Genomic DNA, 26,551 nt, shown 5'->3' with positions numbered 1-26,551 from the left:
GGGGGGGGGGGGGGGGGTGGCCCCCCCCCCCGGCCCGCGGGGGGGGGGGGGCCCCCCCCCCCCCCCGCCGCCCGGGTGCGGTCAGTCCTCGACGGCCGCCCCGGTGGTGAACTCGTTGTACTTGTCGGTGAAGTAGCCCGACACGTCGACCTCCTCGGGGATCAGCCCGTTGGCGGTGAAGGTGTCGGCCATCTCCTGCTCGGAGTCGATCACGGACTGGTCGATCTCGACCGGCGTCACCGGCCGCCGGTTGGCGGCCGAGAGCGTGATCTCCGGCGACAGGCCGGTCTGGTCGGCCCAGACCTTCGACCACTCCTCGCGGTTCTCCGACGTCCACAGCTGGGCCCGGGTGATCCGGTTGAGGTAGTCCTCCAGCGCCGCGGAGGTGGCGGGGTCGTTGACCGCGTCGTCGGAGACCACCTGGAAGTTCAGGCCGTTCACCAGGTCCTCGCCGTTGGCGATGATCCGGCCGCCGGCCTCGACCTCGGCCTGCGAGGTGTAGGGCTCCCACACGGTCCACGCGTCGACGTGGCCGGCCGAGAACGCCGCCAGCGCGTCGGCCGGCTGCAGGTTCTGCACCTGGATGTCGTCGTAGCTCAGACCGGCGTGCTCGAGCTGGGCGAGCAGATTGTAGTTGGCCGAGCTGCCCTCGGCGACGGCGACCTTCTTGCCCTTGAGCTGCTCGACGCTGGTGATCGGCGAGTCCTTCGGCACCAGGATGGCGTCGCCCATGCCCGTGTACGACGCGGCCGCGGCCATCTTGAAGGTGCCCTTGGCCGCCGCGGCGAAGATCGGTGGGGTGTTGCCGACCATGCCCACGTGGATCGAGCCGGCGTTGAGCGCCTCGAGCATCGGCGGGCCGGAGGTGAACTCCTTGAACTCGATCTCGTACGGCGTGTCCTCGAGGCCGGAGGCGCGCAGCAACGCCTGCACGCTGGTGCCCTTCTGGTCGCCGACGGTCAGGGTGACCTGGGAGAGGTCCACCTCCCCGTCGTCGCCGACGGCGTCCTCGTTGCCGGTGGCGTCGCCGCCGCACGCCGAGAGCGCGAGCGCTGCCGCGGCGACCAGGGCGACGCCGACGCCGGCGCGGCGGCGGGAGCCGGTGCGGGAGGGACGGATGTTCATGCTGCTCCTTGGTTCTTCAGGGGATTGCGCTTGGGGTTGGGCGGGGTGGGCCGGACGCCGAGGGCGTCGAGGATCTCGGCCCGCGTGGTGGCGATCTCGGGCTGCGACGGCGCGCGGTCCGAGCGCGGTAGCGAGACGGTCCAGGTGTGGGCCACGACGCCGTGGTCGAGCACCACGACCCGGTCGGCGAGGGCGAGCGCCTCGTCGACGTCGTGGGTGACGATCAGCACGGCCATCGAGTGGCGCCGCCACAGCTCGATGACGAGCTGGTGCATCTCGATCCGGGTCAGGGCGTCGAGGGCGCTGAACGGCTCGTCGAGCAGCAGCAGCGAGGGGTTGCTCACCAGCGCCCGGGCCAGCGAGACCCGCTGCGCCTGCCCGCCGGAGAGCTGGAGTGGCCAGGCGCCGAGCTTGTCGGTGAGGCCGACCTCGGCCAGCGTGGCCTCGGCCAGCTCCTCGCGGCGGGGCCGGTCGGGGGAGTTGAGCAGCGCCAGCGCGACGTTCTCGTGCACGGTCCGCCACGGCAGCAGCCGGGGCTCCTGGAACGCCACGCCGGTGCGCCCGGTGATCTCCACCTCGCCGGCCGGCACCGGGTCGAGGCGGGCCAGGCTGCGCAGCAGCGTAGACTTGCCGCAGCCCGAGCGGCCCAGCAGGGCCACGAACTCGCCGGGCCGGACGTCGAGGTCGATGCCGCGCAGCACGTGCTGCCGGCCGAAGGACCGGTGGTGGCCGCGCACCCGGGCGACCACCTCGTCCGGGGTACCCGGGGCGTCGGGGGAGTCGAGCGTGCCGGTCGCCGGCCGGGGCGCGGTCGCGGTGCCGGTGGAGCGCTTCAGGAACGCCATGCCAGGGCCCTGCCTTCCAGGTAGCGGACGATGCCGTCGGTCGCGAGACCGAGCAGGCTGTAGACGGCGAGACCGACGACGATCACGTCGGTCTGCAGGAAGTCGCGGGCGTTGTTGATCATGTAGCCCAGGCCGGAGCTGGCGCTGATGGTCTCCGCGACGATGAGCGAGAGCCAGGCGATGCCGAGGCTCTGGCGCAGCCCGGTGAGGGTCTGGGGCAGTGCGCCGGGCACGATCACGTGCCGTACCCGCTGCACCCAGGTGAGGTTCATCGCCCGGGCCGCCTCGATGGTCTTGCGGTCGATGTTGCGGATCCCGGCGAAGGTGTTGAGGTAGAGCGGGAAGGTCACGCCCATCGCGATCAGGGTGATCTTCGGCTGCTCCCCGATGCCGAACCACAGGATGAACAACGGGATCAGGCCGAAGTGCGGCAGCGTGCGCAGCATTTGCATCGGCGGGTCGATCGCGTCCTCGCCGATCCGGGACAGTCCGGCGACGATGGCCAACGTCATGCCGATGGCCGCGCCGATCGCGAAGCCGATCCCCACCCGCTGGAGCGAGGTCAGGGTGGCGCTGCCGAGCGTCCCGTCCTGCACCAGCTCCACGGCGCGGGTGAAGATCTGGGCGGGGGAGGCGATCGTGCGCTCGTCGATGACGCCGGCACTGCTGAGCGCCTGCCACAGGCCGAGCAGCACGACCGGCGACACCCAGCGGCGCAGCAGCCGCAGCGGGTTGCGCCGCGCGGGTCGCGGTGGTCGTCGGGTCGGTCCGGGCGTCGTCGGCAACGCACCCGTGGTCGGGGTGGTGGCGAGGTCGAGTGAAGCCATGGCAGCAATGTCTACTGACTTACTGCGTTTAATGCAAGTCGGCGCGCCCGGTCGGCCGGGTGCGGGGTGGCGGCTCGTAGCATGCGGGGGTGGATGCCGACACCCAGCCCGCGACGCCGGACGCCCTGGGCTCGTCCGGGCGGCTGCTGCAGGGCCCGGGCTTCCCCGGCGACACCGGAGCCGCCGACCCGGCCCTCGCGGCCGGGCTGGCGTCGTACGCCGCCGACCGCACCGCGCTGCCCGAGGTGCTGGCCGCGCTGGCCGGCGCCCGGCTGCTGGTGCCGGTCGTCGCCGTGCTGGGCGAGGTCGAGGTGGGTGACGACGGCCTGGCCCGCGACAAGACCAGCGACATGGCCTCGGTGCTGCTGCGGGGCGCCGACGGGCGCACCGCGCTGCTGGCGTTCAGCTCCCTGGAGACCCTTGCCGCCTGGGACGCAGACGCCCGGCCGGTGCCCGTGACCGCCGCCGCCGCCGCGCTGGCGGCGGCGCAGGAGGGGGCCGCGGCACTGCTGCTCGACCTGGCCGGCCCGGTGACCTGCGTGGTCGAGGGGGAGGACCTCGAGGGCGTCGCCGGCGGCTGGCGGCTGACCCGGGTGGGTGGCCGGACGGCGTGGCTGCGCCCCGAAGACTGAGCCGACGAGCGGGCCCGCGCCGTACCCCGGCCCGCGGCCACGATTGGCGGGGCGGCGGAATGGTGGGCTAGCCTTGCGTGTTGACCGATCAGTGACCCCATCCGTGGGGCCGCCGATCTGCAAGCGGGGACCCGCACCATCGTCCCCCACCCGCACCGACCGCAGCACCACCAGCAGCACGCACCACCAGGTCGTCGGGTCCGGTCCATGAGGCTCCGGCCGTGGTCGAGGCAGCACCCGCGCTGCCCGCACCCGGGTCGGGTCGGTGAACTGGCTTCCGCTTGCACGCAAGCGGGAGCCTTTTGTCTTCTCCGCCCGGGGCCGTCACCCCGACCGGAGGCGACAGGGGCTGCCGGCCACCTGACCCACTGGAGGACACATCAGCACCGAGCTGCGCATCAACGACCGGATCCGCGTACCCGAGGTCCGGCTCGTCGGTCCCAACGGCGAGACCGTCGGCATCGTGCCGACCGACCAGGCGCTCAAGCTGGCCCAGGAGGCCGACCTCGACCTCGTCGAGATCGCTCCCCAGGGCAAGCCGCCCGTCTGCAAGCTCATGGACTACGGCAAGTTCAAGTACGAGAACGCCCAGAAGGCCCGTGAGGCCCGCCGTAACCAGACCAACGTGATCATCAAGGAGATGAAGCTCCGGCCGAAGATCGACCAGCACGACTACGAGACCAAGAAGGGTCACGTCGTGCGGTTCCTCAAGGCCGGGGACAAGGTGAAGATCACGATCATGTTCCGCGGGCGCGAGCAGCACCGCCCCGAGCTGGGCTTCCGGCTCCTGCAGAAGCTGGCCGAGGACGTCACGGAGCTGGGCTTCGTGGAGTCGGCCCCGAAGCAGGACGGCCGCAACATGATCATGGTGCTCGGGCCCCACCGCAAGAAGGCCGACGCCAAGGTCGAGCTGCAGGCCGAGAAGCAGTCGCGGGCCGCGGAGCGGGCCGCCGAGGAGGCCGAGGAGCGGGCGCACAAGGACACGCAGCGCCCGGTCGGCCAGAAGAAGGAGCGGGGCCGGTCGGAGAACCTGGACCCCGAGATCGAGGCCTGAACCACCCAGACTTCGGCGGCCCCGCGAGGGGCCGCCCGACGGTCGGCCAGCCCGGCCGTCCCGGCAGGACGAGAGAGAGAAGACAATGCCGAAGAGCAAGAGCCACTCCGGTGCCAGCAAGCGCTTCCGCGTGACCGGCACGGGCAAGATCCTTCGCGAGAAGGCCGGCAAGCGCCACAACCTGGAGAAGAAGCCTTCCAAGGTCACGCGCCGTATGACCGGCACGGTCGAGGTCGCCAAGAGCGACGTCCCCCGCGCGAAGAAGATGCTGGGTCGCTGACCCTCGCCCGTACCCCCACCAGACTTCCAGCACAGCAAGGAGCAACATCGTGGCACGCGTCAAGCGGGCAGTGAACGCCCAGAAGAAGCGCCGGACGACCCTCGAGCGGGCCAGCGGCTACCGCGGGCAGCGCTCGCGCCTGTACCGCAAGGCCAAGGAGCAGGTCACCCACTCGCTGGTCTACAGCTACAACGACCGCCGCAAGAACAAGGGCAACTTCCGCCGCCTGTGGATCCAGCGCATCAACGCGGCGGCTCGCGCCCAGGGCCTGACCTACAACCGCTTCATCCAGGGCCTCGGCCTCGCCGGTGTCGAGGTCGACCGCAAGATCCTCGCCGACCTCGCCGTCAACGACGTCGCCGCGTTCAACGCGCTCGTCGAGACCGCCAAGGCCGCCCTGCCCGAGGACGTCAACGCGCCCAAGGTCTCGGCCTGACCGTCCCGCTGACCGCGGGCAACCCGCGCGTCAAGGAAGCACGCCGGCTCAGCCGCCGCTCGGTACGCACCGAGCGGCGGCTGTTCCTCGTCGACGGCCCGAAGGCGGTCGAGGGGGCGCTCGGCGTCCCCGGCTGCGTGGTGGAGGTCTTCGCGACCCCCGCCGCCACCGAGCAGCACGGCGACTGGGCCGATCGGGTGCCGCGCTGGACCGTCGTCGACGACCGCGCGCTGGCCTCGCTCAGCGACAGCGTCACGCCGGCGGGCGTGGTCGCGGTCTGCCACCAGGTCGACCGGCCCCTCGCCGAGGTCCTCGGCGCCGCCGGCGACCTGCGCCTGGTCGCCGTGTGCGCCGACGTCCGCGACCCTGGCAACGCCGGCACGGTGATCCGCACCGCCGACGCGGCCGGCGCCGACGCCGTCGTGCTCGCCGGCACCTCGGTCGACGCCTCCAACCCCAAGACGGTGCGGGCCACGGTGGGCAGCCTGTTCCACCTGCCGCTGGCGGTCGACCCCGACCCGGCCGCCGTCGTGCGGGCGGCCCGCGAGCGTGGCCTGCAGGTGCTGGCCGCCGACGGCGCCGGCGAGACCGACCTCGACGAGGCGGAGCGGCTGCTCGCCGCCCCCACCGCGTGGCTCTTCGGCAACGAGGCCCACGGGCTGCCGGACGACCTGGCCGCGCTCGCCGACCACCGGGTGCGGATACCGATCCACGGCCGCGCCGAGAGCCTCAACCTCTCCACCGCGGCCGCGGTCTGCCTCTACGCCAGCGCACGCGTCCAGCGGCGCTGATCCGGCCGGTCCGGTGGCCGCCGGCGGGTCTCAGAACCGGCCCGGCGTGCGTACCGCCCGCCAGCCGCTGGGGCCCCGGCGGATCGTGAGCGGCAGCGTCGCGCGCCGTCCGGAGAGCACGAGCAGCGTGGGCGGCTGGTCCTGCTCGGCGAACACGGCGCCACACCGGTCGTGGCGCGGCACGCGCAGCCGCTGCACGGTGTGCCAGCGGCCGTCGGGACGGCGCAGCTGGAGCCGGTCCGGCCACGCCCGTCCGGGTCGGGTGTGCAGCCGGCCGACGCTCGTCGGCGACGTCGGGAAGACCACGTCGCAGGACCGGTCGATGCGCACCCGCACCCGGGCCACGCCCTTCTCGGAGACGACGGTCGCGCGTCCCGGGCCCGGGGCCGCCAGCAGGCCGCCGCCGCCGGAGACCGCGAACGGCCTCCGTCCGAGCCGCACCTGCACCCAGCGGCGCCCGTCGGGGCCGGTCAGCAGCCGCTCGGAGCGCGGTCCGTCGCCGCGTCGGCAGGAGAGCGAGACCCAGTAGATGCGGTGGCCCTCCCCGCGCCAGCTGCTCCCCGGGCGGCAGCGCTGCCCCGGGCCGAAGTCGTGGACGGGTGCGGCCGTGCGCCAGGCGCGGGCGACCGGGTCGTAGGCCTGCACCACGAACCGGCGCCGGTCGAGGCTGCCGACGGCGACCAGCGACCGCCCCGGCACCTGGACGTACGTCGTGCCGGCGGCCCCCAGGACCAGGCCGGGCTGGTCGACCGGGGCGGGGGTCTCGACCAGCCACGGCCCCCCGGTCCCGGTGCGGGCCAGCACGTAGCGCTGCTCGGGGCTGGTCGGGTCGCCCACGACGTGGCGGTCGTCGGTCGTCACCAGCGTCCCCTCGGTGCAGCCCGGGTCGACGCCTGGGACCACCTGGTGGGTGAGAACGCCGGACAGGGTGCGCCGGTGGGCGCCGAGGACGCAGCGCCCCGCGTCGTCGGACTCGGCGCCGAGCACGTCGACCGCCCCGGTGTCGTCGACCACGACCGTCTCCGCGCCGCCGTCGCCGTCGAGGCCGGAGGTCACGATCGGCCCGAAGCCGACGTCGGCGCGCCACAGCATCGTGCGGTCCCCGCCGGTGAGCCACGCGGCGTACCCGCCGCCGGGGGAGACCGCCGGCGGCTGGTAGGCCTCGGCGCGGATGCGCCGGGTCGCCCAGGTCTGGAGGTCGCGGCTCACCAGCGCCATGCTGTGGGTCGGAGCGGTGTCCTCGTAGTAGGGCGTGTCGCACTCCAGCAGCAGCGCGATCGCGCCGGACGAGGCGGCCGCCTCGATGCCGCCGCAGGTGACCCCCGGGCTGCGGAACAGCGTCCGGGGCGCGGTCCACGACCGCGTGGCCGGCACCCAGCGCTGCACCTTGACCACCCGCCGGTTCGGCATGCCGACCGCGACCCGCCGGTCCCCGGCGCCGACCACCCGCGCCCGCAGGAAGCCGTACGCCGCGAGCCCGCCGCCCGCGCGCTCGCCCGCCCCGCCGAGCGAGGAGCCGGTGCCGAGCCCGGCCGTCAGGCCGGCGGCGAGCAGCAGCATCGTCACGACGCGGACCAGCACGGGCGTGGTGCGGCGGGAGGTCATCGCACCAGCACAGGCGATCCGGCGGTCGCGGTGAAGGGGCCGCGGCCCATCGTTACGGCTTCGTGAGGGAGGACCGCGCCCGCAGCACCGGGGCCAGCCAGCGCTGGAGGTAGCCGCGGACCTGCTCCGGCGTGCGCGGTGGCAGGCCGGGGTCGAGCAGCAGCGACTGCAGCGTGCGCAGCAGGTGCTCGACCAGCTCGGCCCGGCCGGCGGCGTCGAGCCCGAGCGCCTCCCAGTCGACGGGGAAGCCGGTCAGCAGGTCCTCGCCCAAGGCGATCGATGCGGGCTCGGTGAGTCCCGAGACGGTCGCCCCGACCCGGCCCGGGGCCAGCAGGCGGTTGAGCGCCGGGTCGTCGCGCAGGTGCTCGTAGGCGTGCACGACGGCCTCGACCGCCGCGTCTCCGGCGTCGCCGCCGGTCGCGGCGAGGTGGTTGCGCACGTGCTCGACCAGCTCGCCCTGGAGCTCCACGACCGCGGCCAGCGCGGCGGCGTCGAGCAGCTCCTCGGTGGTGGCGAAGTAGCGGTAGACCGTCTGCCGGGTCACGCCGAGCCGGCCGGCGACCTCCGAGAGCCCGGCGCGGCCGCCCTCGACCAGGCACGAGCGGGTCACCGCCAGGATCCGCCTGCGCGCGTCGGCGTCGTCGTGCGGCGGGTCGCCGCCCCAGCCGTGGGTCCGCATCCGTACCTCCTTGACGACCATACAACTTGCTGGTTTTGTATGGTCAAGCTCGCCACCGGGATCCGCACCTCCGGATCCGTCGTCCACCGTCGTCCAGGCAGCAGCGAGGTGCCCCGTGACCACCCAGCAGGCGTCCAGTCTCCCGGTCGGCTTCGACCCGACCGACCCCGACCTCAACTGGGCAGGGGTGCCGCACGAGCAGCTGCGCCAGCTGCGCCGCACCGCGCCGGTCTCGTGGGTGGAGCAGCCGCCCGAGGCCCGGGCCGGGATGACCGGCTCCCCGGGCTACTGGGCGCTGACCCGGCACGCCGACGTGGCGTACGTGTCGAAGAACAGCAACGTCTTCTCGAGCCACGAGAACGGCGCGATCATCCGGCTGCCCGAGACCGCGACCCGGGAGTCGGTGGAGATGACCCGGGTCGTGATCATCAACCAGGACGCGCCGGAGCACACCGCGACCCGGCGGATCATCTCGCGCGGCTTCACGCCGCGGGCGATCGGCGCGCTCGACGAGATCATGGCCGAGCGGGCCCGGCGGATCGTCGCCACCGCCGTGGCCCAGGGCGAGGGCAACTTCGTCGAGCAGGTCGCGGCCCAGCTGCCGCTGGAGGCGATCGCCGACCTCCTCGGGGTCGAGCCCGAGGACCGGCGCAGGATCTTCGACTGGACCAACCAGATGACCGGCTCCGAGGACCCCGACTTCGCCGGCGACCCGGAGGCGGCCTCGACCGAGGTGCTGATGTACTCGATGGGCCTGGCCGCCGCCCGGAAGGCCGAGCCCCGCGACGACATCGTCACCAGGCTCGTGCACGCCGACAAGGACGGGCGGGGGCTCACCGACGACGAGTTCGGCTTCTTCGTGATCGCGCTCGCGGTGGCCGGCAACGAGACCACCCGCAACGCCATCAGCCACGGGATGAACGCGTTCCTCGACCACCCCGAGCAGTGGGAGCTGTGGAAGCGCGAGCGCCCGGCCACCATGGTCGACGAGGTGATCCGCTGGGCCACCCCGGTCACGTCGTTCCAGCGCACCGCGCTCGAGGACACCGAGATCGACGGCGTCCCGATCGCGGCCGGCGACCGGGTGGGGCTCTTCTACGCCAGCGCCAACCACGACGAGTCGGTGTTCGACGACCCGTTCACCTTCGACATCACCCGCGACCCCAACCCCCACCTCGCCTTCGGTGGTCACGGCGCCCACTACTGCATCGGCGCGAACCTGGCCCGCCAGGAGATCCGGCTGATCTTCGAGCAGCTCGCCGAGCAGGCCCCCGACATCGCCAAGACCGGCGACCCCGCCCGGCTGCGGTCGGGGTGGCTCAACGGGATCAAGCAGCTGCCGGTGCGCTACGCGGGCTGAGCCGCCCCCGGCGCTGCGGGCTGCCCTACGCTGCGAGCGTGCCCGACAGCGCCCGCGAGATCGAGAACCTGCTCTACACCTACGCCGAGCGCATCGACGCCGGTGACCTCGCCGGCGTGGCCGAGCTGTTCACCCACGGCCGGATCCACGGCCAGCCGGACGGCCCGCCCGAGACGGTGTTCGAGGGCGCCGAGGCGGTGCGACGCCTCTACGAGGCCACCACCCGGATCCACGACGCGACCGGTACGCCGCGCACCCACCACGTCACGACCAACCCGCTGATCGAGGTCGACGACGAGGCCGGCACGGCGACCTGCCGGTCGCGGTTCACCGTGCTTCAGGCGACCGAGGAGCTGCCGCTGCAGCCGATCGTCGCCGGCCGCTACGCCGACACGTTCCACCGCCTCGACGGCCGCTGGTGGTTCGAGAGTCGCACGATGCACGTCGACCTGGTCGGCGACCTGGGCCACCACCTGATGCTCTGACCGGGCGACCCACCGGACCGGCCGACGAGCCCACGGCCCCGGCCGCACGACCACGGCTGCGTAGGCTGCCTCCGTGGACGCCCAGACCGTGGTCGACGCGCTGCCCGACGGCGTGGTGGTCGCTGGCGCCGGGGGAGAGGTCCGCCTGGTCTCGCGGGTGGCCGCGACGATGCTCGGCACCGATCCCGCCACCGCGGTGGGGTCGCCGCTGGGCGAGGTGCTCGCGCTGAGCGACCACGAGGGCAACACCTGGGTCGGCACCAACGCGCCGTACGACGGGCTCGCGACCCGCACCGGCGTGCCCGAGCAGTCGTGGCTGCTGCCCACCGGCACCGAGGTGCTGGTGGCCGCCCGGATCAGCCGGCCCGCCCTCGACCGCCCCGTCGACCACGTCGCGGTCACCCTGCGCTCGGGCCGCGGCCGCGAGCGGCTCGACCGCGAGCGCTCCGACCTGGTCGCCACCGTCGCGCACGAGCTGCGCTCGCCGCTGACCGGCGTCAAGGGGTTCGTGCAGGCGATGCTCAACCGCTGGGACCGGCTCAACGACGAGCAGAAGAAGCTGATGCTCACGACCGTCGCGGCTGACTCCGACCGCCTGAGCCGCCTGATCGCCGAGCTCCTCGACGTCGCCCGCATCGACACCGGCCGGCTGCAGATGCACGCCCGCCCGGTCGACGCCGCCCAGCTGGTCGCCCGGATCGTGGAGTCGGTCGCGGCCGGCACGGCGCGCACGATCACCTGGGAGGTGACCGGCGAGCTGCCCCGGGTGCACGCCGACCCCGACAAGTTCACCCAGGTCTTCACCAACCTCGTCGAGAACGGGGTCCGGCACGGCGACGGCGACGTCGCGGTGCTGTTGCAGCCCCTGGGTCCGGACGACCCCGACGCCCTCGAGGGAGGCGGCGTCCGGATCGTCGTCACCGACCGGGGCGAGGGCATCCCGGTCGAGCTGCGCCGCCAGGTCTTCACCAAGTTCTGGAAGGGCGGCGAGCGCGGCGGCTCCGGCCTGGGCCTCTACATCGTGGGCGGCCTGACCCGCGCGCACGGCGGCACCGTGACCATCGACGACGCCCCAGGGGGCGGCGCGCGGATCGCGGTCATCTGGCCGGCGGAGCGCGACCCGCTCTGACCTGCCCGTCCGCCGGGACAACCCGGTCGCACGGCCGGGCCGCGGGTTCCTAGACTTGGGCGGTCCCGCGCACCGCTCGAGAGGCACCGATGTCCGGCCCCAACACCGACTACGACCCCGTGGAGGTCACTCCCTTGAAGCCCGAGGAGGTCGAGGCCGCCCGCGACGCCGCGCTCGCCGCCATCGCCGGCGCTGCCGACCTCGAGGCGCTCAAGCAGGTGCGCATCGACCACGCCGGCGACCGGTCGGCACTCGCGCTGGCCAACCGGGAGATCGGTGCGCTGCCCCCGCAGGCCCGCAAGGAGGCCGGCCAGCGGATCGGGCAGGCCCGCGGTGCGGTAACCCAGGCGCTCGCCGCCCGGCAGGCCGTGCTGGAGGCCGAGCACGAGGAGCGGATGCTCGCCGAGGAGACCGTCGACGTCACGCTGCCCACCGACCGGGTGCCGGCCGGCGCGCGGCACCCGCTGACCACCGGCTCCGAGCTGATCGCCGACATCTTCGTCGCCATGGGCTGGGAGGTCGCCGAGGGCCCGGTCATCGAGGCGGAGTGGCTGAACTTCGACGCCCTCAACCTCGGGCCCGACCACCCGGCGCGCACGATGCAGGACACGTTCTGGACCGACCCGCCCGAGAGCGGCGTCGTGCTGCGCACCCACACCTCGCCGGTGCAGGCGCGCACCATGCTCACCCGCACCCCGCCGATCTACGTCGTGTGCCCGGGCCGGGTGTTCCGCACCGACGAGTACGACGCCACCCACAGCCCGGTGTTCCACCAGGTCGAGGGGCTCGCGATCGACGAGGGCATCACCATGGCCCACCTCAAGGGCACCCTCGACCACTTCGCCACCGCGATGTTCGGCGAGGGGATCACCACCCGGTTCCGCCCGTCGTACTTCCCGTTCACCGAGCCGTCGGCCGAGGTCGACCTGCGCTGCTTCGTCTGCCGCGGCGTCGACTCCCAGGACTGCCGCACCTGCCGCGGCGAGGGCTGGATCGAGTGGGGCGGCTGCGGTGTCGTCAACCCGCGGGTCCTCACCGCGTGCGGCGTCGACGCCGAGCGCTACACCGGCTTCGCCTTCGGCATGGGCATCGACCGCACGCTGATGTTCCGCCACGACATCGAGGACCTCCGCGCCCTGTTCGAGGGCGACGTCCGGTTCACCACGACCTTCGGAAGCGAGCTGTAGAGATGAAGGCGCCCGTCTCCTGGATCCGGGAGCTCGTCGACCTGCCCGCCGAGGTCACCACCGAGGCGCTGGCCGCCCGGCTCACCGACCTCGGCCTCAAGCTCGAGGCGATCGAGCGGCCCGGCGACCAGATCACCGGTCCGCTGGTCGTCGGCCGGGTGCTGACGATGGAGCCCGAGCCGCAGAAGAACGGCAAGACCATCAACTGGTGCACCGTCGACGTCGGCGCCGCCAACGGCACCGGCGAGCCGCAGGGCATCGTCTGCGGCGCCCACAACTTCGCGCCCGGCGACCTGGTGGTCGTGGTGCTGCCCGGCGGCGTGCTGCCCGGCGGCTTCGAGATCTCGGCCCGCAAGACCTACGGCCACGTCTCGGCCGGGATGATCTGCTCGGCGCGCGAGCTCGGCCTCGGCGACGACCACGACGGCATCATCGTGCTGCCGGCCGACGCCGGCGACCCCGGCGCCGACGCGTTCGCGGTGCTCGGACTCGACGACGAGGTCATCGAGTTCGAGATCAACCCAGACCGCGCCTACGCACTGTCGCTGCGCGGGGTCGCCCGCGACGCGGCACTGGCCTTCGACGCGCCGTACACCGACCCCACCGACCGCGAGCTGCCGGAGCCCGACGACGCCGGCCACCCCGTCGTGGTCGACGACCCGGCCGGCTGCCCGGTCTTCGCGGCCCGCACCGTCGCCGGCCTCGACCCCTCCGCACCGAGCCCCGACTGGATGGTGCGCCGGCTCACCCAGGCCGGCATGCGCCCGATCTCGCTGGCCGTCGACGTCACCAACTACGTCATGCTCGAGACCGGTCGGCCGATCCACGGCTACGACGCCGACAAGGTGCGGGGCGCGCTGCGGGTGCGCCGCGCGACGGCGGGCGAGCGGCTGACCACCCTCGACGGCACCGACCGCGAGCTCTCGCCCGAGGACCTCGTCGTCACGGACGACTCCGGCATCATCGGCCTCGGCGGCGTGATGGGCGGCGCCACCACCGAGATGTCCGGCACCACGACCCGGGTGCTGGTGGAGGCGGCCCACTGGGACCCCGTCTCGATGTTCCGCACCGGCAAGCGCCACAAGCTGTCCTCCGAGGCCGGCAAGCGCAACGAGCGCGGCGTCGACCCGACGATCTGCGGCGCCGCGGCCGACCGCGTGGTGGAGCTGCTCGTCGCCCACGGCGGTGGCGTGGCGGAGCCGGGCTTCACGCTGGTCGGCAGCCCGCCCGAGCCCGACCCGATCGTCCTGGGCGGCCAGCTGCCGGCCCGTGTCACCGGGATCGACGTGCCGGTCGACGCCGCCGTGCGCCACCTGGAGGCCGTCGGCTGCACCGTCGAGCGTGACGGCGACACCCTCACCGCCACGCCGCCGCCGTGGCGGCCCGACCTCACCGACCCCTTCGACCTCGTCGAGGAGGTCGCCCGGGTGGTCGGCTACGACCAGGTGCCGTCGGTGGTGCCGACGCCCACCGGGGGCCGAGGGCTGACCCGCAGCCAGCGGCTGCGCCGTCGGGTGGGGCGCACCCTGGCCGGCGCCGGCTGCGTCGAGGTGATCAGCTTCCCGTTCACCGGCCCCGCCGCCCTCGACGCGCTCGGCCTGCCGGCCGACGACCCGCGCCGCCGCACGGTGCCGCTGGCCAACCCGATCTCGACCGAGGAGCCGTCGTACACCACGACGCTTCTCCCGGGCCTGCTCAAGGCCGCCGCCCGCAACCTGGGCCGGGGCGCCGCCGGGGTGTCGCTCTTCGAGACCGGCACGGTCGCGTTCCCCTCCGACGCCGGCCCGGCGCCGATCTACGGCGTCGAGTGGCGGCCCACCGAGGCCGAGCTGGAGAAGCTCTACGACGCCCTGCCCGCCCAGCCGCTGCACCTGGCCGTGGTGCTCGCCGGCGAGCGCGAGCGCGCCGGCTGGTGGGGCCCGGGTCGCGAGGCCGGCTGGGCCGACGCCGTCGGCCTGGTCCGCAGGCTCGCCGCCGAGCTCGGCGTCGCGCTGACCGTGCGGGCCGCCAGCCTCGCACCGTGGCACCCCGGGCGGTGCGCGGAGCTCGTGGTGGGCGACGGCGACGACCAGGTGGTCGTCGGGCACGCCGGCGAGCTGCACCCGCGGGTGTGCCAGGCGGTCGGGGTGCCGGCCCGCAGCGCCGCCGTCGAGCTCGACCTCGACGCGCTGCTGCGCTACGCCGAGGACGTCGTCCCCGGCCCCGAGCTGTCGTCGTTCCCGGTGGCCAAGGAGGACGTCGCCCTGCTGGTCGACGCCTCGGTGACCGCGGCCGAGGTCGAGGCCGCGCTGCGCGAGGGCGCGGGCGACCTGCTGGAGTCGATCCGGCTCTTCGACGTCTACACCGGCGAGCAGGTCGGCGAGGGCCGCAAGTCGCTGGCCTTCGCACTGCGGTTCCGGGCGCCCGATCGCACCCTGACCGAGCAGGAGACCGGCGCCGCACGCGACGCTGCCGTCGCCGCCGCCGTGGCCCGCACCGGCGCGGTCCAGCGGTAGCGCGTCCGGGCCCGCGGGCCGCTCACGTCAGCGGCGGGCTCACCGCCGCCGCGAACGCGGCGTGCACGGCCGGGTCGCCGTCGCGCACCAGCCGCGCGTCGTCGCCGCGCTTCCAGAGCCAGGTGTCCACGTCGGCCGCGGTGCCGGCGAGCGTCGCCGCCGGTCGGGTGCCGGGATCGAGGAGCACCAGGTGGGGGCCGTCGACGGCCTTCCCGGAGCCGGGGTCGGCGCCGGTGAGCACGCCCGCCGCGACCCGGAAGGTGTGGCCGGTGTCGGTGAGGTCGAGGCGCAGCACGCCGTCGACCGGTGTGAACTCCGCCCACGCCGGCGGCGCCCCGCCGTACATCACCTCCAGCGCCTCGGCGACCCCGTCGGCCGCCAGGGCCGGTTCGAACGGGGTGACCGCGCCCGCGGTCTGCTCGGCGTCGAGCCGGTGCACCAGCGCCTCGTGGGCCTGCCGGCGGTGGCTGGTGCCGACGGTGCGCTCCGGCGCCCAGTGCCAGGCCTCGTCGGCCGGGTCGGCCCCCTCCAGCTCGGCGACCAGCTGGGCCGAGAACTCGTCGAACGCCGCGAGCAGCCCGGCGTGGTCGGCCGGCCGTTCCGGCCCCTCGAGGTCGTCCTCGGGCGGCGCTGGGCGCAGCCGCACGGTGCGCGCCCAGAACCACTGCACCTCGGCGAGGTGCCAGAGCAGGTCGGCGGCATCCCAGTCGGGACAGGCCGGCACCCGGGCCGCCGGGTCGACGTCCGTGAGCACCTCGCGGAACCGGGCGGAGTCGCGGCGCAGGTGGGCGAGGTAGGCGTCGTACGGCAGCCGGGTCGAGGTCATGCCGCGACGCTAGTGCTCGACACCGACGCCCGGCCCCCGGATCCTCCGCCTCCTGCCCTGCGCGCCGCCCCGGCCCGGTGTGCAAAGACATGCAGACATCTGTATAGTCATGCACATGACGAGGATGTCGGTGGCCGTGGCCGGAGCGAGCGGGTACGCCGGAGGCGAGCTCCTGCGCCTGCTGCTGGGCCACCCCGACGTGGAGATCGGGGCCCTCACCGGCGCGTCGAACGCGGGCGAGAGCCTCGGTACCCTCCAGCCCCACCTCGTACCCCTCGCCGACCGGGTGCTCGAGCCCACCAGCCGCGAGACCCTCGCCGGCCACGACGTGGTGTTCCTGGCCCTGCCGCACGGGCAGTCGGGGGCGCTGGCCGCCGAGCTGGGGGAGGAGACACTGGTCGTCGACTGCGGCGCCGACTTCCGGCTGTCCGACGCTGCCGCCTGGGAGCGGTTCTACGGCTCCGAGCACGCCGGCACCTGGCCCTACGGCCTCCCCGAGCTGCCCGGCCAGCGCGACGTCCTCCGCGGCACCCGCCGGGTCGCGGTGCCCGGCTGCTTCCCGACCGTCTCCACGCTCGCGCTCGCCCCCGCGGTGGCGGCCGGCCTGGTCACCCCCGACGTGGTCGTCGTCGCCGCGTCCGGCACCAGCGGCGCGGGCAAGGCGGCCAAGCCGCACCTGCTGGGCAGCGAGGTGATGGGCAGCGTCACGGCGTACGGCGTGGGCGGCGTGCACCGGCACACGCCCGAGGTGACCCAGAACCTCGCTGCGCTCACCGACGCCGAGGTCTCGGTCAGCTTCACCCCGCTGCTGGTGCCCATGCCCCGCGGCATCCTGGCCACCTGCAGCGCGCCGCTGGCCGAGGGCGTGACCACCGACGACCTCCGGGCGGCGTACACCAAGGCCTACGCCGACGAGCCGTTCGTCCACCTTCTCCCCGCGGACCGCTGGCCGCAGACCCAGTCGGTCACCGGATCCAACGCCGTCCACGTGCAGGTGGTCGCCGACGGGACCGCCGGCAGGATGGTGGCCGTCGCCGCCGTCGACAACCTCGCCAAGGGGACCGCCGGCGCGGCGGTGCAGTGCATGAACCTCGCGCTCGGCCTCGACGAGTCGGCCGGGCTCTCGAGCGTGGGGCTGGCCCCGTGACCGTCCGGCTCGAGCAGTTCCCCGAGACCCTGGCCCTGGTGACGCTGCCGGTCGGCGCCGAGGTGCCGGCCTGGGCAGAGGCGTCCTCGCTGCTCTCGGTGACCGTCACCGCCACCGAGACCTCGCTGGTGTGCGCGGCCCGCAGCGTGCCCACGAAGGTCCGCGGCCGGCGCCCGCTCACGGCGTTCACCTGCTCCGAGGAGACGGGGTCGGCCACCGCGCTGGCCGACCTGCTGGTCCCGCTGGCCGAGGACGGGCTCGCCGCCACCGTGGTCACGACGCTCCAGGCCGTCTGGGTCCTGGTGCCGGTGGCCGAGGCCGAGCGCGCGGCCGAGGCGTGGCGACGACGAGGGCACGAGGTCGCCCCCGCCGTCCCCGTCCAGCCCGCGAAGCCGGCCACGCCGCGCGCGGACCAGCCCAGGAAGAAGAACAAGAAGAGATGACCGTCACCACTCCCGCCGGCTTCCGGGCCGCCGGTGTCGCCGCCGGGCTCAAGTCCACCGGCGCCCAGGACCTCGCGCTCGTCGTCAACGACGGGCCCACCTTCGACTCCGCGAGCGTGTTCACCGCCAACCGCTGCAAGGCCAACCCGGTGCTGTGGAGCCAGGAGGTCGCCAAGGACGGCGTCGTGCGCGCCGTCGTGCTCAACTCCGGCGGCGCCAACTGCTACACCGGCCCCGAGGGCTTCCAGACCACCCACGCCGTCGCCGAGCGGGTCGCGGGCCACCTCGGTGTCGGCGCCGTCGACGTCGTCGTGTGCTCCACGGGCCTGATCGGGCTGACCAACGACCGCGAGGCCCTGCTGGCCGGCGTCGACGCCGGTCACGCCGCGCTCTCGGCCGACGGCGGCGACGACGCCGCCCACGCGATCATGACCACCGACTCGGTGAGCAAGCAGGTCGTGGTCGAGGGCGCCGGGTGGCGGATCGGCGGCATGGCCAAGGGCGCGGGGATGCTGGCGCCCCAGCTCGCGACGATGCTGGTGGTGCTGACCACCGACGCCGTCGTGCCGGCCGCCGACCTCGACCGGGCCCTGCGCGCCGCGACCCGGGTCAGCTTCGACCGGCTCGACTCCGACGGCTGCATGTCCACCAACGACACCGTCACCGTGCTGGCCAGCGGTGCCAGCGGCATCACGCCGTCGCCCGACGACTTCACCCAGGCGCTCACCCAGGCCTGCACCGACCTGGCGATGCAGCTGCTCAAGGACGCCGAGGGCGCCGACCACGAGATCGCGATCACCACCCTCAACGCCGCCACCGAGGACGACGCCGTCGCCGTCGGTCGCAGCGTCGCCCGCAGCAACCTGTTCAAGGCCGCGGTCTTCGGCAACGACCCCAACTGGGGCCGGGTGCTGGCCAGCATCGGCACCACCGACGCGGCGTTCGACCCCGCCGACCTCGACGTCGCCATGAACGGCGTGTGGGTCTGCCGGCACTCCACCCCCCACGCCGACCCCGCCACCGTCGACCTGCGGCCGCGCGAGGTCACCGTGACCATCGACCTCAAGGCCGGCTCCGAGCGGGCCACGGTCTGGACCAACGACCTGACCCACGCCTACGTCCACGAGAACAGCGCCTACAGCTCATGACGATCCGGCACACCCACCACGACCCCGGCAAGCCCGACCAGGCCAAGGCGCGCACGCTCGCCGCGGCGCTGCCCTGGCTGAAGACCTACCACGGCAAGATCGTGGTGGTGAAGTACGGCGGCAACGCCATGACCGACGAGACCCTCAAGCGGGCCTTCGCCGAGGACATCGCGTTCCTGCGGTTCGCCGGCTTCAAGCCGGTCGTCGTCCACGGCGGCGGACCGCAGATCTCCCGGATGCTCGACAAGCTCGGCATCGAGTCGGAGTTCCGCGGCGGGCTGCGGGTCACCACCCCCGAGGCGATGGACGTCGTCCGGATGGTGCTGGTAGGCCAGGTCCAGCGGGAGCTGGTCGGGTTGATCAACGAGCACGGCCCGCTGGCTGTCGGCTGCTCCGGCGAGGACGCCGGGCTGTTCACGGCCGAGCAGACCAGCACGGTCGTCGACGGCGAGGAGGTCGACCTCGGCCTGGTCGGCGAGGTCACCCACGTGCGGCCGGAGTCGGTGCTCGACCTGATCGAGGCCGGTCGGATCCCCGTGGTCTCCAGCGTCGCCCCCGACGCCGACGGCACGGTGCACAACGTCAACGCCGACTCCGCCGCCGCCTCGCTGGCGGTCGCGCTGGGCGCGGAGAAGCTGCTCGTGCTCACCGACGTCGAGGGCCTGTTCCTCGACTGGCCGAGCTCGCAGGACGTGATCGGCGAGATCAGCCCGGAGGCGCTCGCCGAGATCCTGCCGTCGCTGGCGAGCGGGATGGTGCCGAAGATGGGCGCCTGCCTGCAGGCCGTGCAGGGTGGCGTGCCCAGAGCCACCGTCGTCGACGGCCGCGAGCCGCACGCCGTGCTGCTGGAGCTGTTCACCAAGGAGGGCGTCGGCACCCAGGTGCTGCCCGGCGTCGAGACCAAGACCCGCAAGGCCAGGGAGGCCGCCCATGACTGACCAGACCGCCCCGGCCACCGCCGCCGGCAGGGAGCGCTACGCCGCCCGGCTGATGAACACCTTCGGGCCGCCCCGGCTGCTCCTCACCCGCGGTGAGGGTGCCCACGTCTGGGACGCCGACGGCCGCGAGTACGTAGACCTGCTCGGCGGCATCGCCGTCAACGCCCTCGGTCACGGGCACCCGGCGCTGGTCGAGGCCGTGTCGAACCAGCTCGCCACGCTGGGCCACGTGTCGAACCTGTTCGCCACCGGTCCGCAGGTCGAGCTCGCCGAGCGGCTGGTCGAGCTGCTCGGTGCCGGCCCCGCCAAGGTCTTCCTCGCCAACTCCGGCTCCGAGGCCAACGAGGCGGCGTTCAAGCTGACCCGGCGCACCGGGCGCACCCAGGTGGTGGTCGCCGAGGGGTCGTTCCACGGCCGGACCATGGGCGCCCTGGCGCTCACCTCCAAGGAGGCCTACCGCACGCCGTTCGAGCCGCTGCCGGGCGACGTCGTCTTCGTGCCCTACGGCGACGTCGACGCGCTGGCCGCCGCGGTCACCGACGTCACGGCGGCCATCCTGCTCGAGCCGATGCAGGGCGAGGCCGGCGTGCTGGTGCCGCCGGAGGGCTACCTGGCCGCCGCCCGTCGGATCGCCGACGAGCACGGCGCCCTGCTGTGGCTCGACGAGGTGCAGACCGGCATCGGCCGCACCGGCCGGTGGTTCGCCCACCACTCCGCTCGCCACTCGGGCCACTCCGGCACCGCGGCAGGCCCCTCGCCCGTCGTCCCCGATATCGTCACCGTGGCGAAGGGCCTCGGTGGCGGGTTCCCGATCGGGGCCTGCATCGGGGTGGGCGCCGCCGGCGACCTGCTCCAGCCGGGCAACCACGGCAGCACCTTCGGCGGCAACCCTGTGGCCTGCGCGGCCGCCCTCGCCGTCCTCGCCACCATCGAGGCGGAGGACCTCCTCGAGCACGTCACCGTGCTGGGCCACAAGCTCCGCGACGGCCTGGCCGCCGATCCCCGGGTGTCCGAGGTGCGCGGGGAGGGCCTGCTGATCGGGCTCGACCTCACCGAGGAGGCCGCGGCCGACGTCGCGACCGCCGCGCTGGAGGCCGGGTACATCGTCAACAACGCGACGCCCCGCCGGATCCGGCTGGCACCCCCGCTGGTGCTCACCGCCGACGACGCCGACGCGTTCCTGGCGGCGTGGCCGCGGATCCTCGACCGGGCGATGGGGGCGACGTCGTGACCCTGCGCCACTTCCTGCGCGACGACGACCTCACCCCCGAGGAGCAGGCCCGGGTCCTCGACCTGGCCGCCGAGCTCAAGGCCGCGCCGTTCTCGGCCCGGCCGCTCGAGGGGCCGCGGTCGGTGGCGATGGTCTTCGACAAGCCCACGCTGCGCACCCAGGTCTCGTTCGCCGCCGGCATCGCCGAGCTCGGTGGCAGCCCGATGCTGGTCGAGGGCCGGCTGGCCGGCATCGGCGTGCGCGAGTCGGTCGAGGACGTCGCCCGGGTGCTCGGCCGCCAGGTGGCGCTCGTGGTCTGGCGAACCTTCGCCCAGGCCGACCTCGAGCTGATGGCCGAGCACGCCGGCGTGCCGGTGGTCAACGCGCTCACCGACGAGTTCCACCCCTGCCAGGTCGTCGCCGACCTGCTGACCGTGCGCGAGCGCAAGGGCACCCTCGCCGGGCTCACCGTGGCCTTCCTCGGCGACACCGCCTGCAACATGGGCAACTCCTGGCTGCTGGCGGGCGCGACCGCCGGCATGCACGTGCGGGTCTCCGGTCCCGAGGGCTACCAGCCCGGGCGGGAGATGTTCGAGCGGGCCGCCGAGATCGGCGCCGGCACCGGCGGCAGCGCGACGTCGGTCGACGGCCCGGTCGCGGCCGTGACGGGCGCCGACGTGGTCGTGACCGACACCTGGGTCTCGATGGGCAAGGAGGACGAGGAGGCCGCCCGCACCGAGGTCTTCGGCCCCTGGTCGCTGACCCCCGAGCTGATGGCGGCCGCCGCGCCCGACGCGATCGCGATGCACTGCCTGCCGGCCTACCGCGGCAAGGAGATCGCCGCCGAGGTCATCGACGGCCCGCAGAGCGTGGTGTGGGACGAGGCGGAGAACCGCCGGCACGCCCAGAAGGCCGTGCTCGCGTTCCTGCTCGACGAGGCGGTCCGGCCGTGACCGAGTCGACCCTGCGGCCGGCGACCAAGAACGCCCGTCACCAGCAGATCATCGACCTCGTCACCCACCACGAGGTGCGCTCGCAGGGCGAGCTCGCGGCGCTGCTGTCGGCCGGAGGCATCCACGTCACCCAGGCCACGCTCTCGCGCGACCTGGTCGAGCTGGACGCGGTGAAGGTGCGCACCGCCTCCGGCGCGCTGGTCTACGCCGTCCCGGCCGAGGGCGGCGACCGCCGTCCCGCGGCGCCCGCCGAGACCGCTGCGGCGGCGTCGCGGCTGGCCAAGCTCTGCGGCGAGCTGCTGGTCTCGGCCGAGGCCAGCGCCAACCTGGTCGTGCTCCGCACCCCGCCCGGTGCTGCGCAGTACCTCGCCTCCGCGTTCGACAAGGCCGAGCTCGGCGACATCCTCGGCACCATCGCCGGCGACGACACGCTGCTCGTGATCGGGCGCGACCCCGAGGGCGGCGACGACCTGGCCCGACGATTCCTGGCGCTGGCCGACACCCACGCGCCGGCGCCCTGACCCCAGACACCCCACCCACGAACCACTCCCAGCAAGGAACTCCGTTGAGCAAGGTCCTCACCTCCCTGCCGAAGGGCGAGCGCGTCGGCATCGCGTTCTCCGGCGGCCTCGACACCTCGGTCGCCGTCGCGTGGATGCGCGACAAGGGCGCGGTGCCGTGCACCTACACCGCCGACATCGGGCAGTACGACGAGCCGGACATCTCCGGCGTCCCCTCCCGGGCCACCGAGTACGGCGCCGAGATCGCCCGCGCGATCGACTGCCGCAGGCCTCTGGTCGAGGAGGGACTGGCCGCGCTGGCCTGCGGCGCCTTCCACATCCGCTCCGGCGGCCGCGCGTACTTCAACACCACGCCGCTGGGCCGGGCGGTGACCGGCACCATGCTGGTGCGCGCGATGCACGAGGACGGCGTCGACATCTGGGGCGACGGCTCGACGTTCAAGGGCAACGACATCGAGCGGTTCTACCGCTACGGGCTGCTGGCCAACCCCGAGCTGCGCATCTACAAGCCGTGGCTCGACGCCGACTTCGTCCACGAGCTCGGCGGCCGCGCCGAGATGAGCCAGTGGCTCACCGAGCACGGCCTGCCCTACCGCGACAGCAAGGAGAAGGCCTACTCCACCGACGCCAACATCTGGGGGGCCACCCACGAGGCCAAGACCCTGGAGCACCTCGACGTCTCGCTCGAGACCGTCGAGCCGATCATGGGGGTGAAGTTCTGGGACCCCTCGGTGGCGATCGAGACCGAGGACGTCACCATCCGCTTCCACCAGGGCCGCCCGGTCGCGATCAACGGCACCGACCTGCCCGACCCGGTCGCGCTGGTGATGGAGGCCAACGCGATCGGCGGCCGCCACGGCCTGGGCATGTCCGACCAGATCGAGAACCGGATCATCGAGGCCAAGTCGCGCGGCATCTACGAGGCGCCCGGCATGGCGCTGCTCTGGATCGCCTACGAGCGACTGCTCAACGCCATCCACAACGAGGACACCGTCGCCAACTACCAGGCCGAGGGCCGCCGCCTCGGCCGGCTGCTCTACGAAGGCCGCTGGCTGGACCCGCAGGCGCTGATGCTGCGCGAGTCGCTGCAGCGCTGGGTGGCCTCGGTGGTCACCGGCGAGGTGACGCTGCGGCTGCGGCGGGGCGAGGACTACACGGTGCTCAGCACCGCCGGCCCCCACTTCAGCTACCACCCCGACAAGCTGTCGATGGAGCGCACCGAGAACGCCGCGTTCGGCCCCACCGACCGGATCGGCCAGCTGACCATGCGCAACCTCGACATCGCCGACTCCCGCTCGATGCTCGAGCTGTACGCCGCGCAGCCGCTCGACCAGGGCCAGGTGCTCGTCGAGCACGGCGTGCTGCTCGGCGAGCTGCCCGCCGGCGGCGGCGAGCGGATCGCCGCGAACCCGGTCGTCGACCCCACCGCCGACGACGCGCTCGACGCCGCGGCGATGGAGTTCGGCACCGACTGATGGAGCCCGAGCACCGCACCGCGGCGCGCCTGCTCCCGGTCAACGGCGCCGGCGAGGTGCTGCTGGTCGAGGGCCGCGACCCCGCCCGCCCCGAGGAGTGGCACTGGGTCACGGTCGGCGGCGCGGTCGACGAGGGGGAGACCCTGCCCGAGGCGGCGGTGCGCGAGCTGGTCGAGGAGACCGGCATCGTGGTCGGCGTCGAGGAGCTGACCGAGCCGGTGCACACCGGCAGCTACCCGTTCTCCTGGGCGGGGCGCGACTACGTCAACCACGCGACGTTCTTCGCCGTCGCCCTCGACCGGGCGGTCGAGGTGAGCCTGGCCGGGCTCGAGCCGGCCGAGGTCGGTAACGTCCGGGGCGCTGGGTGGTGGACCCCGGAGGCCCTGGCTCGCGCCGGCACCGCGGTCACGCCCGACCTGCCCGAGATCATGAGCGCCGCGATCCGTGCGGTGAGAGGAGAGCCGTGAGCGGCACCAACACCGGCAAGCTGTGGGGCGGCCGCTTCGCGGGCGGCCCGTCGCCGGAGCTCGACGCGCTGTCACGGTCGACCCACTTCGACTGGCGGCTGACGCCCTACGACCTCGCCGGCTCCCGCGCCCACGCCAACGCGCTGCACCGGGCCGGGCTGCTCACCGACTCCGACCACGCCGAGCTGCTGCGCGGGCTCGGCGTGCTGGGGGAGCGGTACGCCGCGGGCGAGCTCCACCCCGACGCCGGTGACGAGGACGTCCACGGGGCCCTCGAGCGGCTGCTCCTCGAGGAGGTCGGACCCGACGTCGGCGGCCGGCTCCGGGCCGGCCGCAGCCGCAACGACCAGATAGCCACCCTGTTCAAGGTGTTCCTGCGCGACCACGCCCGCGTCATCACCGGCCAGGTCCTCGACCTGGTCGACGCGCTGCTCGAGCAGGCGCGCGGCCACCTCGGCGCGGTCATGCCGGGGCGCACCCACCTCCAGCACGCCCAGCCGGTGCTGCTCTCCCACCACCTGATGGCGCACGCCTGGCCGCTGCTGCGCGACGTCGACCGGCTGGCCGACTGGGACGCCCGGGTCGCCGCGGACTCGCCGTACGGCTCCGGGGCCCTGGCGGGGCAGTCGCTCGGGCTCGACCCCGTGGCGGTCGCCGAGGAGCTCGGCTTCAGCGGCTCCAGCGCCAACTCCATCGACGGCACCGCGGCCCGCGACTTCGTCGCCGAGTTCGCCTTCGTCTGCGCCCAGGTCGGCGTCGACGTGAGCCGACTGGCCGAGGAGGTCATCCTCTGGTCGACGCGCGAGTTCGGGTTCGTGCGGCTGCACGACTCGTGGTCGACGGGGTCGAGCATCATGCCGCAGAAGAAGAACCCCGACATCGCCGAGCTGGCCCGAGGCAAGGCCGGGCGGCTGATCGGCAACGCGAGCGGGCTGCTGGCCACCCTCAAGGCGCTGCCGCTGGCCTACAACCGCGACCTCCAGGAGGACAAGGAGCCGGTCTTCGACTCCGTCGACACCCTCGAGGTGCTGCTGCCGGCGTTCACCGGCATGGTCGCCACCCTCACCTTCGACACCGCCCGGATGTCCGAGCTCGCCCCGCAGGGGTTCTCGCTGGCCACCGACGTCGCGGAGTGGCTGGTGCGCCAGAACGTGCCCTTCCGGGTCGCCCACGAGGTGGCCGGCGCCTGCGTGCGGCGCTGCGAGGAGCTCGGCATCGAGCTCGACGAGCTCACCGACGAGCAGCTGGTCGAGATCTCGCCCGAGCTGACGCCCGGCGTCCGCGAGGTGCTCACCGTCGAGGGCTCCGTCGGCTCCCGCGACGGTCGGGGCGGCACCGCACCGGCACGAGTGGCCGAGCAGCTCGACGAGCTCGCCGCCGCGGTGGAGCGTGCCCGCGCCCGGTGACCGGCTGGCCGCCCTGCTGGCCGGTCCGGTGCTCGAGGTCGCGCCGCGACTGCTCGGTGCGGTGCTGCGCCACGGCGACGTGGCCGTCCGGCTCACCGAGGTCGAGGCCTATGCCGGTCCCGACGACCCCGGCTCCCACGCCTACCGCGGCGAGACCCGGCGCAACCGGGTGATGTTCGGGCCGTCGGGGCGGCTCTACTGCTACTTCACCTACGGCATGCACGTGTGCGCGAACGTCGTCACCGGCGCCGAGGGCGACCCGAGCGCGGTGCTGCTGCGCGCCGGGGAGGTCGTCGACGGTCTGGCGATCGCCCGGGCCCACCGTCCCGGCGTGAACCGCGACTGGGCGCTGGCCCGCGGGCCGGCCAACCTGGTGCGCACCCTGGGCATCACCCTCGAGCACGACGGCGCCGACCTGTCCGGCCCCGAGCTGGTGCTGCTCGCCCCGGACGCCGCCGCGGGTGGAACGGCGGCGGCGGAGGTCCGCACCGGACCCCGGGTCGGCCTGCGCGGCGCACCGGACCGGCCGTGGCGGTTCTGGCTGGCGGGGGAGCCGAGCGTCTCGGCGTACCGACCGGCCGCACCCCGGCGCAGCAGGCCCGCCACGTGACCGCGCACCGCCCCTGACCTGCGACGACGACGGCAGCACCGGTCCGATTTGAGACGCCCGGGGAGTCTTGCTAATGTTCCTCCTCGCCGCGGTTCGTGGCTCCCCCTCCGGTCGCAAGACCAACCTCGAGGGGAGCACTGCGTCCCGGCACCGGCAGCACTCGGCCAGCCAGCTCGCTCGAGTTGACGAGGCCACGCAGGTCCGGTAAGTTTTTGCAGGTTGCCCCGCGGCCGGCCCGAGAGGGTCCGACCAGGTGTGCGTTTGATCTTTGAGAACTCAACAGTGTGTCATAGTCGACGAATTAGTTTGTTTTGCCCCGTTGGCTGATTCTGGTTGCTGCTGTCCTTTTTTGGGGTGGTGGTGGTTGGGGTTGGTTGATGGTTTCTTTGACGATGATTCTGGCTTTTTTGTCAGTGTCTCCTGTCAGGGGCTTCTCTTTTTCCTGGCTCTTGACTGCTTCCTTTGGGGGGTGGTGGG

The 26,551-nt window shown here is 73.8% G+C and carries 27 protein-coding genes; 21 read left to right on the top strand and 6 right to left on the bottom strand.

From position 1 onward, the window contains the following. Positions 1-81: 81 nt before the first annotated feature. The 3 genes from JT721_RS19835 to JT721_RS19825 are packed head-to-tail and all read right to left on the bottom strand — an operon-like array spanning position 82 to position 2,797. Positions 82-1,125 carry an ABC transporter substrate-binding protein gene (locus JT721_RS19835; RefSeq protein WP_205475157.1) on the bottom strand — a complete coding sequence of 348 codons (1,044 nt, stop codon included), beginning with the start codon at positions 1,123-1,125 and terminating at the stop codon, positions 82-84. After that, entirely contained in the window at positions 1,122-1,970 is an 849-nt protein-coding gene (locus tag JT721_RS19830) for an ABC transporter ATP-binding protein (RefSeq protein WP_205475156.1), read from the bottom strand. Before JT721_RS19830 ends, JT721_RS19835 begins: the two co-directional genes overlap by 4 nt. Continuing rightward, the gene (locus tag JT721_RS19825; RefSeq protein ID WP_205475155.1) at positions 1,958-2,797 is read right to left on the bottom strand and encodes an ABC transporter permease; all 840 of its coding nucleotides are present in this window, start codon (positions 2,795-2,797) and stop codon (positions 1,958-1,960) included. Before JT721_RS19825 ends, JT721_RS19830 begins: the two co-directional genes overlap by 13 nt. Positions 2,798-2,886: 89 nt before the next feature. On the opposite strand from JT721_RS19825, the gene JT721_RS19820 reads away from it, so the two are divergent. The 5 genes from JT721_RS19820 to JT721_RS19800 all read left to right on the top strand — a co-directional run bounded on the left by JT721_RS19820 (position 2,887) and on the right by JT721_RS19800 (position 5,990). After that, positions 2,887-3,429, top strand: a complete 543-nt coding sequence (locus JT721_RS19820; protein WP_307828170.1) for an SseB family protein — start codon at positions 2,887-2,889, stop codon at positions 3,427-3,429. Positions 3,430-3,808: 379 nt separating this feature from the next. Further along, entirely contained in the window at positions 3,809-4,483 is a 675-nt protein-coding gene (gene infC / locus JT721_RS19815; RefSeq protein ID WP_205475161.1) for a translation initiation factor IF-3, read from the top strand. An 85-nt stretch (positions 4,484-4,568) separates the two neighbouring features. After that, complete coding sequence (rpmI, locus tag JT721_RS19810; RefSeq protein ID WP_205475154.1) at positions 4,569-4,763, top strand: 50S ribosomal protein L35; 195 nt, start codon at positions 4,569-4,571, stop codon at positions 4,761-4,763. A gap of 49 nt (positions 4,764-4,812) precedes the next feature. Beyond that, the gene (gene rplT / locus JT721_RS19805) at positions 4,813-5,199 is read left to right on the top strand and encodes a 50S ribosomal protein L20 (protein WP_205475153.1); all 387 of its coding nucleotides are present in this window, start codon (positions 4,813-4,815) and stop codon (positions 5,197-5,199) included. Beyond that, complete coding sequence (locus tag JT721_RS19800; protein ID WP_205475160.1) at positions 5,196-5,990, top strand: RNA methyltransferase; 795 nt, start codon at positions 5,196-5,198, stop codon at positions 5,988-5,990. Before rplT ends, JT721_RS19800 begins: the two co-directional genes overlap by 4 nt. A 30-nt stretch (positions 5,991-6,020) precedes the next feature. Here JT721_RS19800 and JT721_RS19795 read toward each other — a convergent pair whose 3' ends face one another. Then, positions 6,021-7,595, bottom strand: a complete 1,575-nt coding sequence (locus JT721_RS19795) for a hypothetical protein (RefSeq protein WP_205475152.1) — start codon at positions 7,593-7,595, stop codon at positions 6,021-6,023. Positions 7,596-7,647: 52 nt separating this feature from the next. Then, positions 7,648-8,274 carry a TetR/AcrR family transcriptional regulator gene (locus JT721_RS19790; protein ID WP_205475151.1) on the bottom strand — a complete coding sequence of 209 codons (627 nt, stop codon included), beginning with the start codon at positions 8,272-8,274 and terminating at the stop codon, positions 7,648-7,650. A gap of 115 nt (positions 8,275-8,389) precedes the next feature. On the opposite strand from JT721_RS19790, the gene JT721_RS21880 reads away from it, so the two are divergent. The 5 genes from JT721_RS21880 to pheT all read left to right on the top strand — a co-directional run bounded on the left by JT721_RS21880 (position 8,390) and on the right by pheT (position 14,930). After that, entirely contained in the window at positions 8,390-9,634 is a 1,245-nt protein-coding gene (locus JT721_RS21880; RefSeq protein WP_205475150.1) for a cytochrome P450, read from the top strand. 38 nt (positions 9,635-9,672) lie between these two features. Beyond that, positions 9,673-10,119, top strand: a complete 447-nt coding sequence (locus tag JT721_RS19780; protein WP_205475149.1) for a nuclear transport factor 2 family protein — start codon at positions 9,673-9,675, stop codon at positions 10,117-10,119. A gap of 73 nt (positions 10,120-10,192) precedes the next feature. After that, entirely contained in the window at positions 10,193-11,248 is a 1,056-nt protein-coding gene (locus tag JT721_RS19775) for a PAS domain-containing sensor histidine kinase (RefSeq protein WP_205475148.1), read from the top strand. Between the two features lie 89 nt (positions 11,249-11,337). Then, positions 11,338-12,435, top strand: coding sequence for a phenylalanine--tRNA ligase subunit alpha (gene pheS, locus JT721_RS19770; protein ID WP_205475147.1), 1,098 nt, complete (start codon positions 11,338-11,340; stop codon positions 12,433-12,435). 2 nt (positions 12,436-12,437) lie between these two features. Further along, a complete protein-coding gene (pheT, locus tag JT721_RS19765) occupies positions 12,438-14,930 on the top strand; it encodes a phenylalanine--tRNA ligase subunit beta (protein ID WP_205475146.1) in 2,493 nt (830 codons plus the stop codon). A gap of 22 nt (positions 14,931-14,952) precedes the next feature. Here the strand turns inward: pheT and JT721_RS19760 are convergent, their stop codons facing one another. Further along, positions 14,953-15,756, bottom strand: coding sequence for a maleylpyruvate isomerase N-terminal domain-containing protein (locus JT721_RS19760; protein ID WP_205475145.1), 804 nt, complete (start codon positions 15,754-15,756; stop codon positions 14,953-14,955). A 109-nt stretch (positions 15,757-15,865) separates the two neighbouring features. On the opposite strand from JT721_RS19760, the gene argC reads away from it, so the two are divergent. Genes argC through JT721_RS19705 form a run of 11 tightly spaced genes read left to right on the top strand, consistent with a single transcriptional unit; the run spans position 15,866 to position 26,074 of the window. Then, the gene (argC, locus tag JT721_RS19755) at positions 15,866-16,903 is read left to right on the top strand and encodes an N-acetyl-gamma-glutamyl-phosphate reductase (protein ID WP_240341142.1); all 1,038 of its coding nucleotides are present in this window, start codon (positions 15,866-15,868) and stop codon (positions 16,901-16,903) included. After that, positions 16,900-17,346, top strand: coding sequence for a hypothetical protein (locus JT721_RS19750; RefSeq protein ID WP_205475143.1), 447 nt, complete (start codon positions 16,900-16,902; stop codon positions 17,344-17,346). Before argC ends, JT721_RS19750 begins: the two co-directional genes overlap by 4 nt. Continuing rightward, complete coding sequence (gene argJ / locus JT721_RS19745) at positions 17,343-18,494, top strand: bifunctional glutamate N-acetyltransferase/amino-acid acetyltransferase ArgJ (RefSeq protein WP_205475142.1); 1,152 nt, start codon at positions 17,343-17,345, stop codon at positions 18,492-18,494. The genes JT721_RS19750 and argJ overlap by 4 nt, the downstream gene beginning before the upstream one ends. Continuing rightward, positions 18,491-19,432, top strand: a complete 942-nt coding sequence (gene argB / locus JT721_RS19740; protein WP_205475141.1) for an acetylglutamate kinase — start codon at positions 18,491-18,493, stop codon at positions 19,430-19,432. Before argJ ends, argB begins: the two co-directional genes overlap by 4 nt. After that, positions 19,425-20,663, top strand: coding sequence for an acetylornithine transaminase (locus tag JT721_RS19735; protein ID WP_205475140.1), 1,239 nt, complete (start codon positions 19,425-19,427; stop codon positions 20,661-20,663). The genes argB and JT721_RS19735 overlap by 8 nt, the downstream gene beginning before the upstream one ends. A gap of 2 nt (positions 20,664-20,665) precedes the next feature. Next, on the top strand, positions 20,666-21,595 hold the full coding sequence (gene argF / locus JT721_RS19730) for an ornithine carbamoyltransferase (protein WP_205475159.1): 930 nt from the start codon (positions 20,666-20,668) through the stop codon (positions 21,593-21,595). Continuing rightward, positions 21,592-22,116 (top strand): arginine repressor, encoded by a 525-nt coding sequence (locus JT721_RS19725; RefSeq protein ID WP_205475139.1) that lies wholly within the window; start codon positions 21,592-21,594, stop codon positions 22,114-22,116. The genes argF and JT721_RS19725 overlap by 4 nt, the downstream gene beginning before the upstream one ends. Before the next feature lie 44 nt (positions 22,117-22,160). Beyond that, entirely contained in the window at positions 22,161-23,591 is a 1,431-nt protein-coding gene (argG, locus tag JT721_RS19720) for an argininosuccinate synthase (protein WP_205475138.1), read from the top strand. Further along, positions 23,591-24,058: an NUDIX hydrolase gene (locus tag JT721_RS19715; protein WP_205475137.1), complete on the top strand. Its 468-nt coding sequence runs from the start codon at positions 23,591-23,593 to the stop codon at positions 24,056-24,058. The genes argG and JT721_RS19715 overlap by 1 nt, the downstream gene beginning before the upstream one ends. Next, on the top strand, positions 24,055-25,464 hold the full coding sequence (argH, locus tag JT721_RS19710; RefSeq protein ID WP_205475136.1) for an argininosuccinate lyase: 1,410 nt from the start codon (positions 24,055-24,057) through the stop codon (positions 25,462-25,464). The genes JT721_RS19715 and argH overlap by 4 nt, the downstream gene beginning before the upstream one ends. After that, positions 25,448-26,074: a DNA-3-methyladenine glycosylase gene (locus JT721_RS19705; RefSeq protein WP_307828166.1), complete on the top strand. Its 627-nt coding sequence runs from the start codon at positions 25,448-25,450 to the stop codon at positions 26,072-26,074. Before argH ends, JT721_RS19705 begins: the two co-directional genes overlap by 17 nt. The last annotated feature ends 477 nt before the right edge of the window (positions 26,075-26,551 follow it).

Origin of the sequence: Nocardioides sp. SYSU D00038, from assembly GCF_016924665.1 — a bacterium.
GTDB lineage: Bacteria > Actinomycetota > Actinomycetes > Propionibacteriales > Nocardioidaceae > Nocardioides.
Note: the sequence above shows the minus strand (reverse complement) of the source record. Positions and strands in the feature narration are given on the sequence as shown.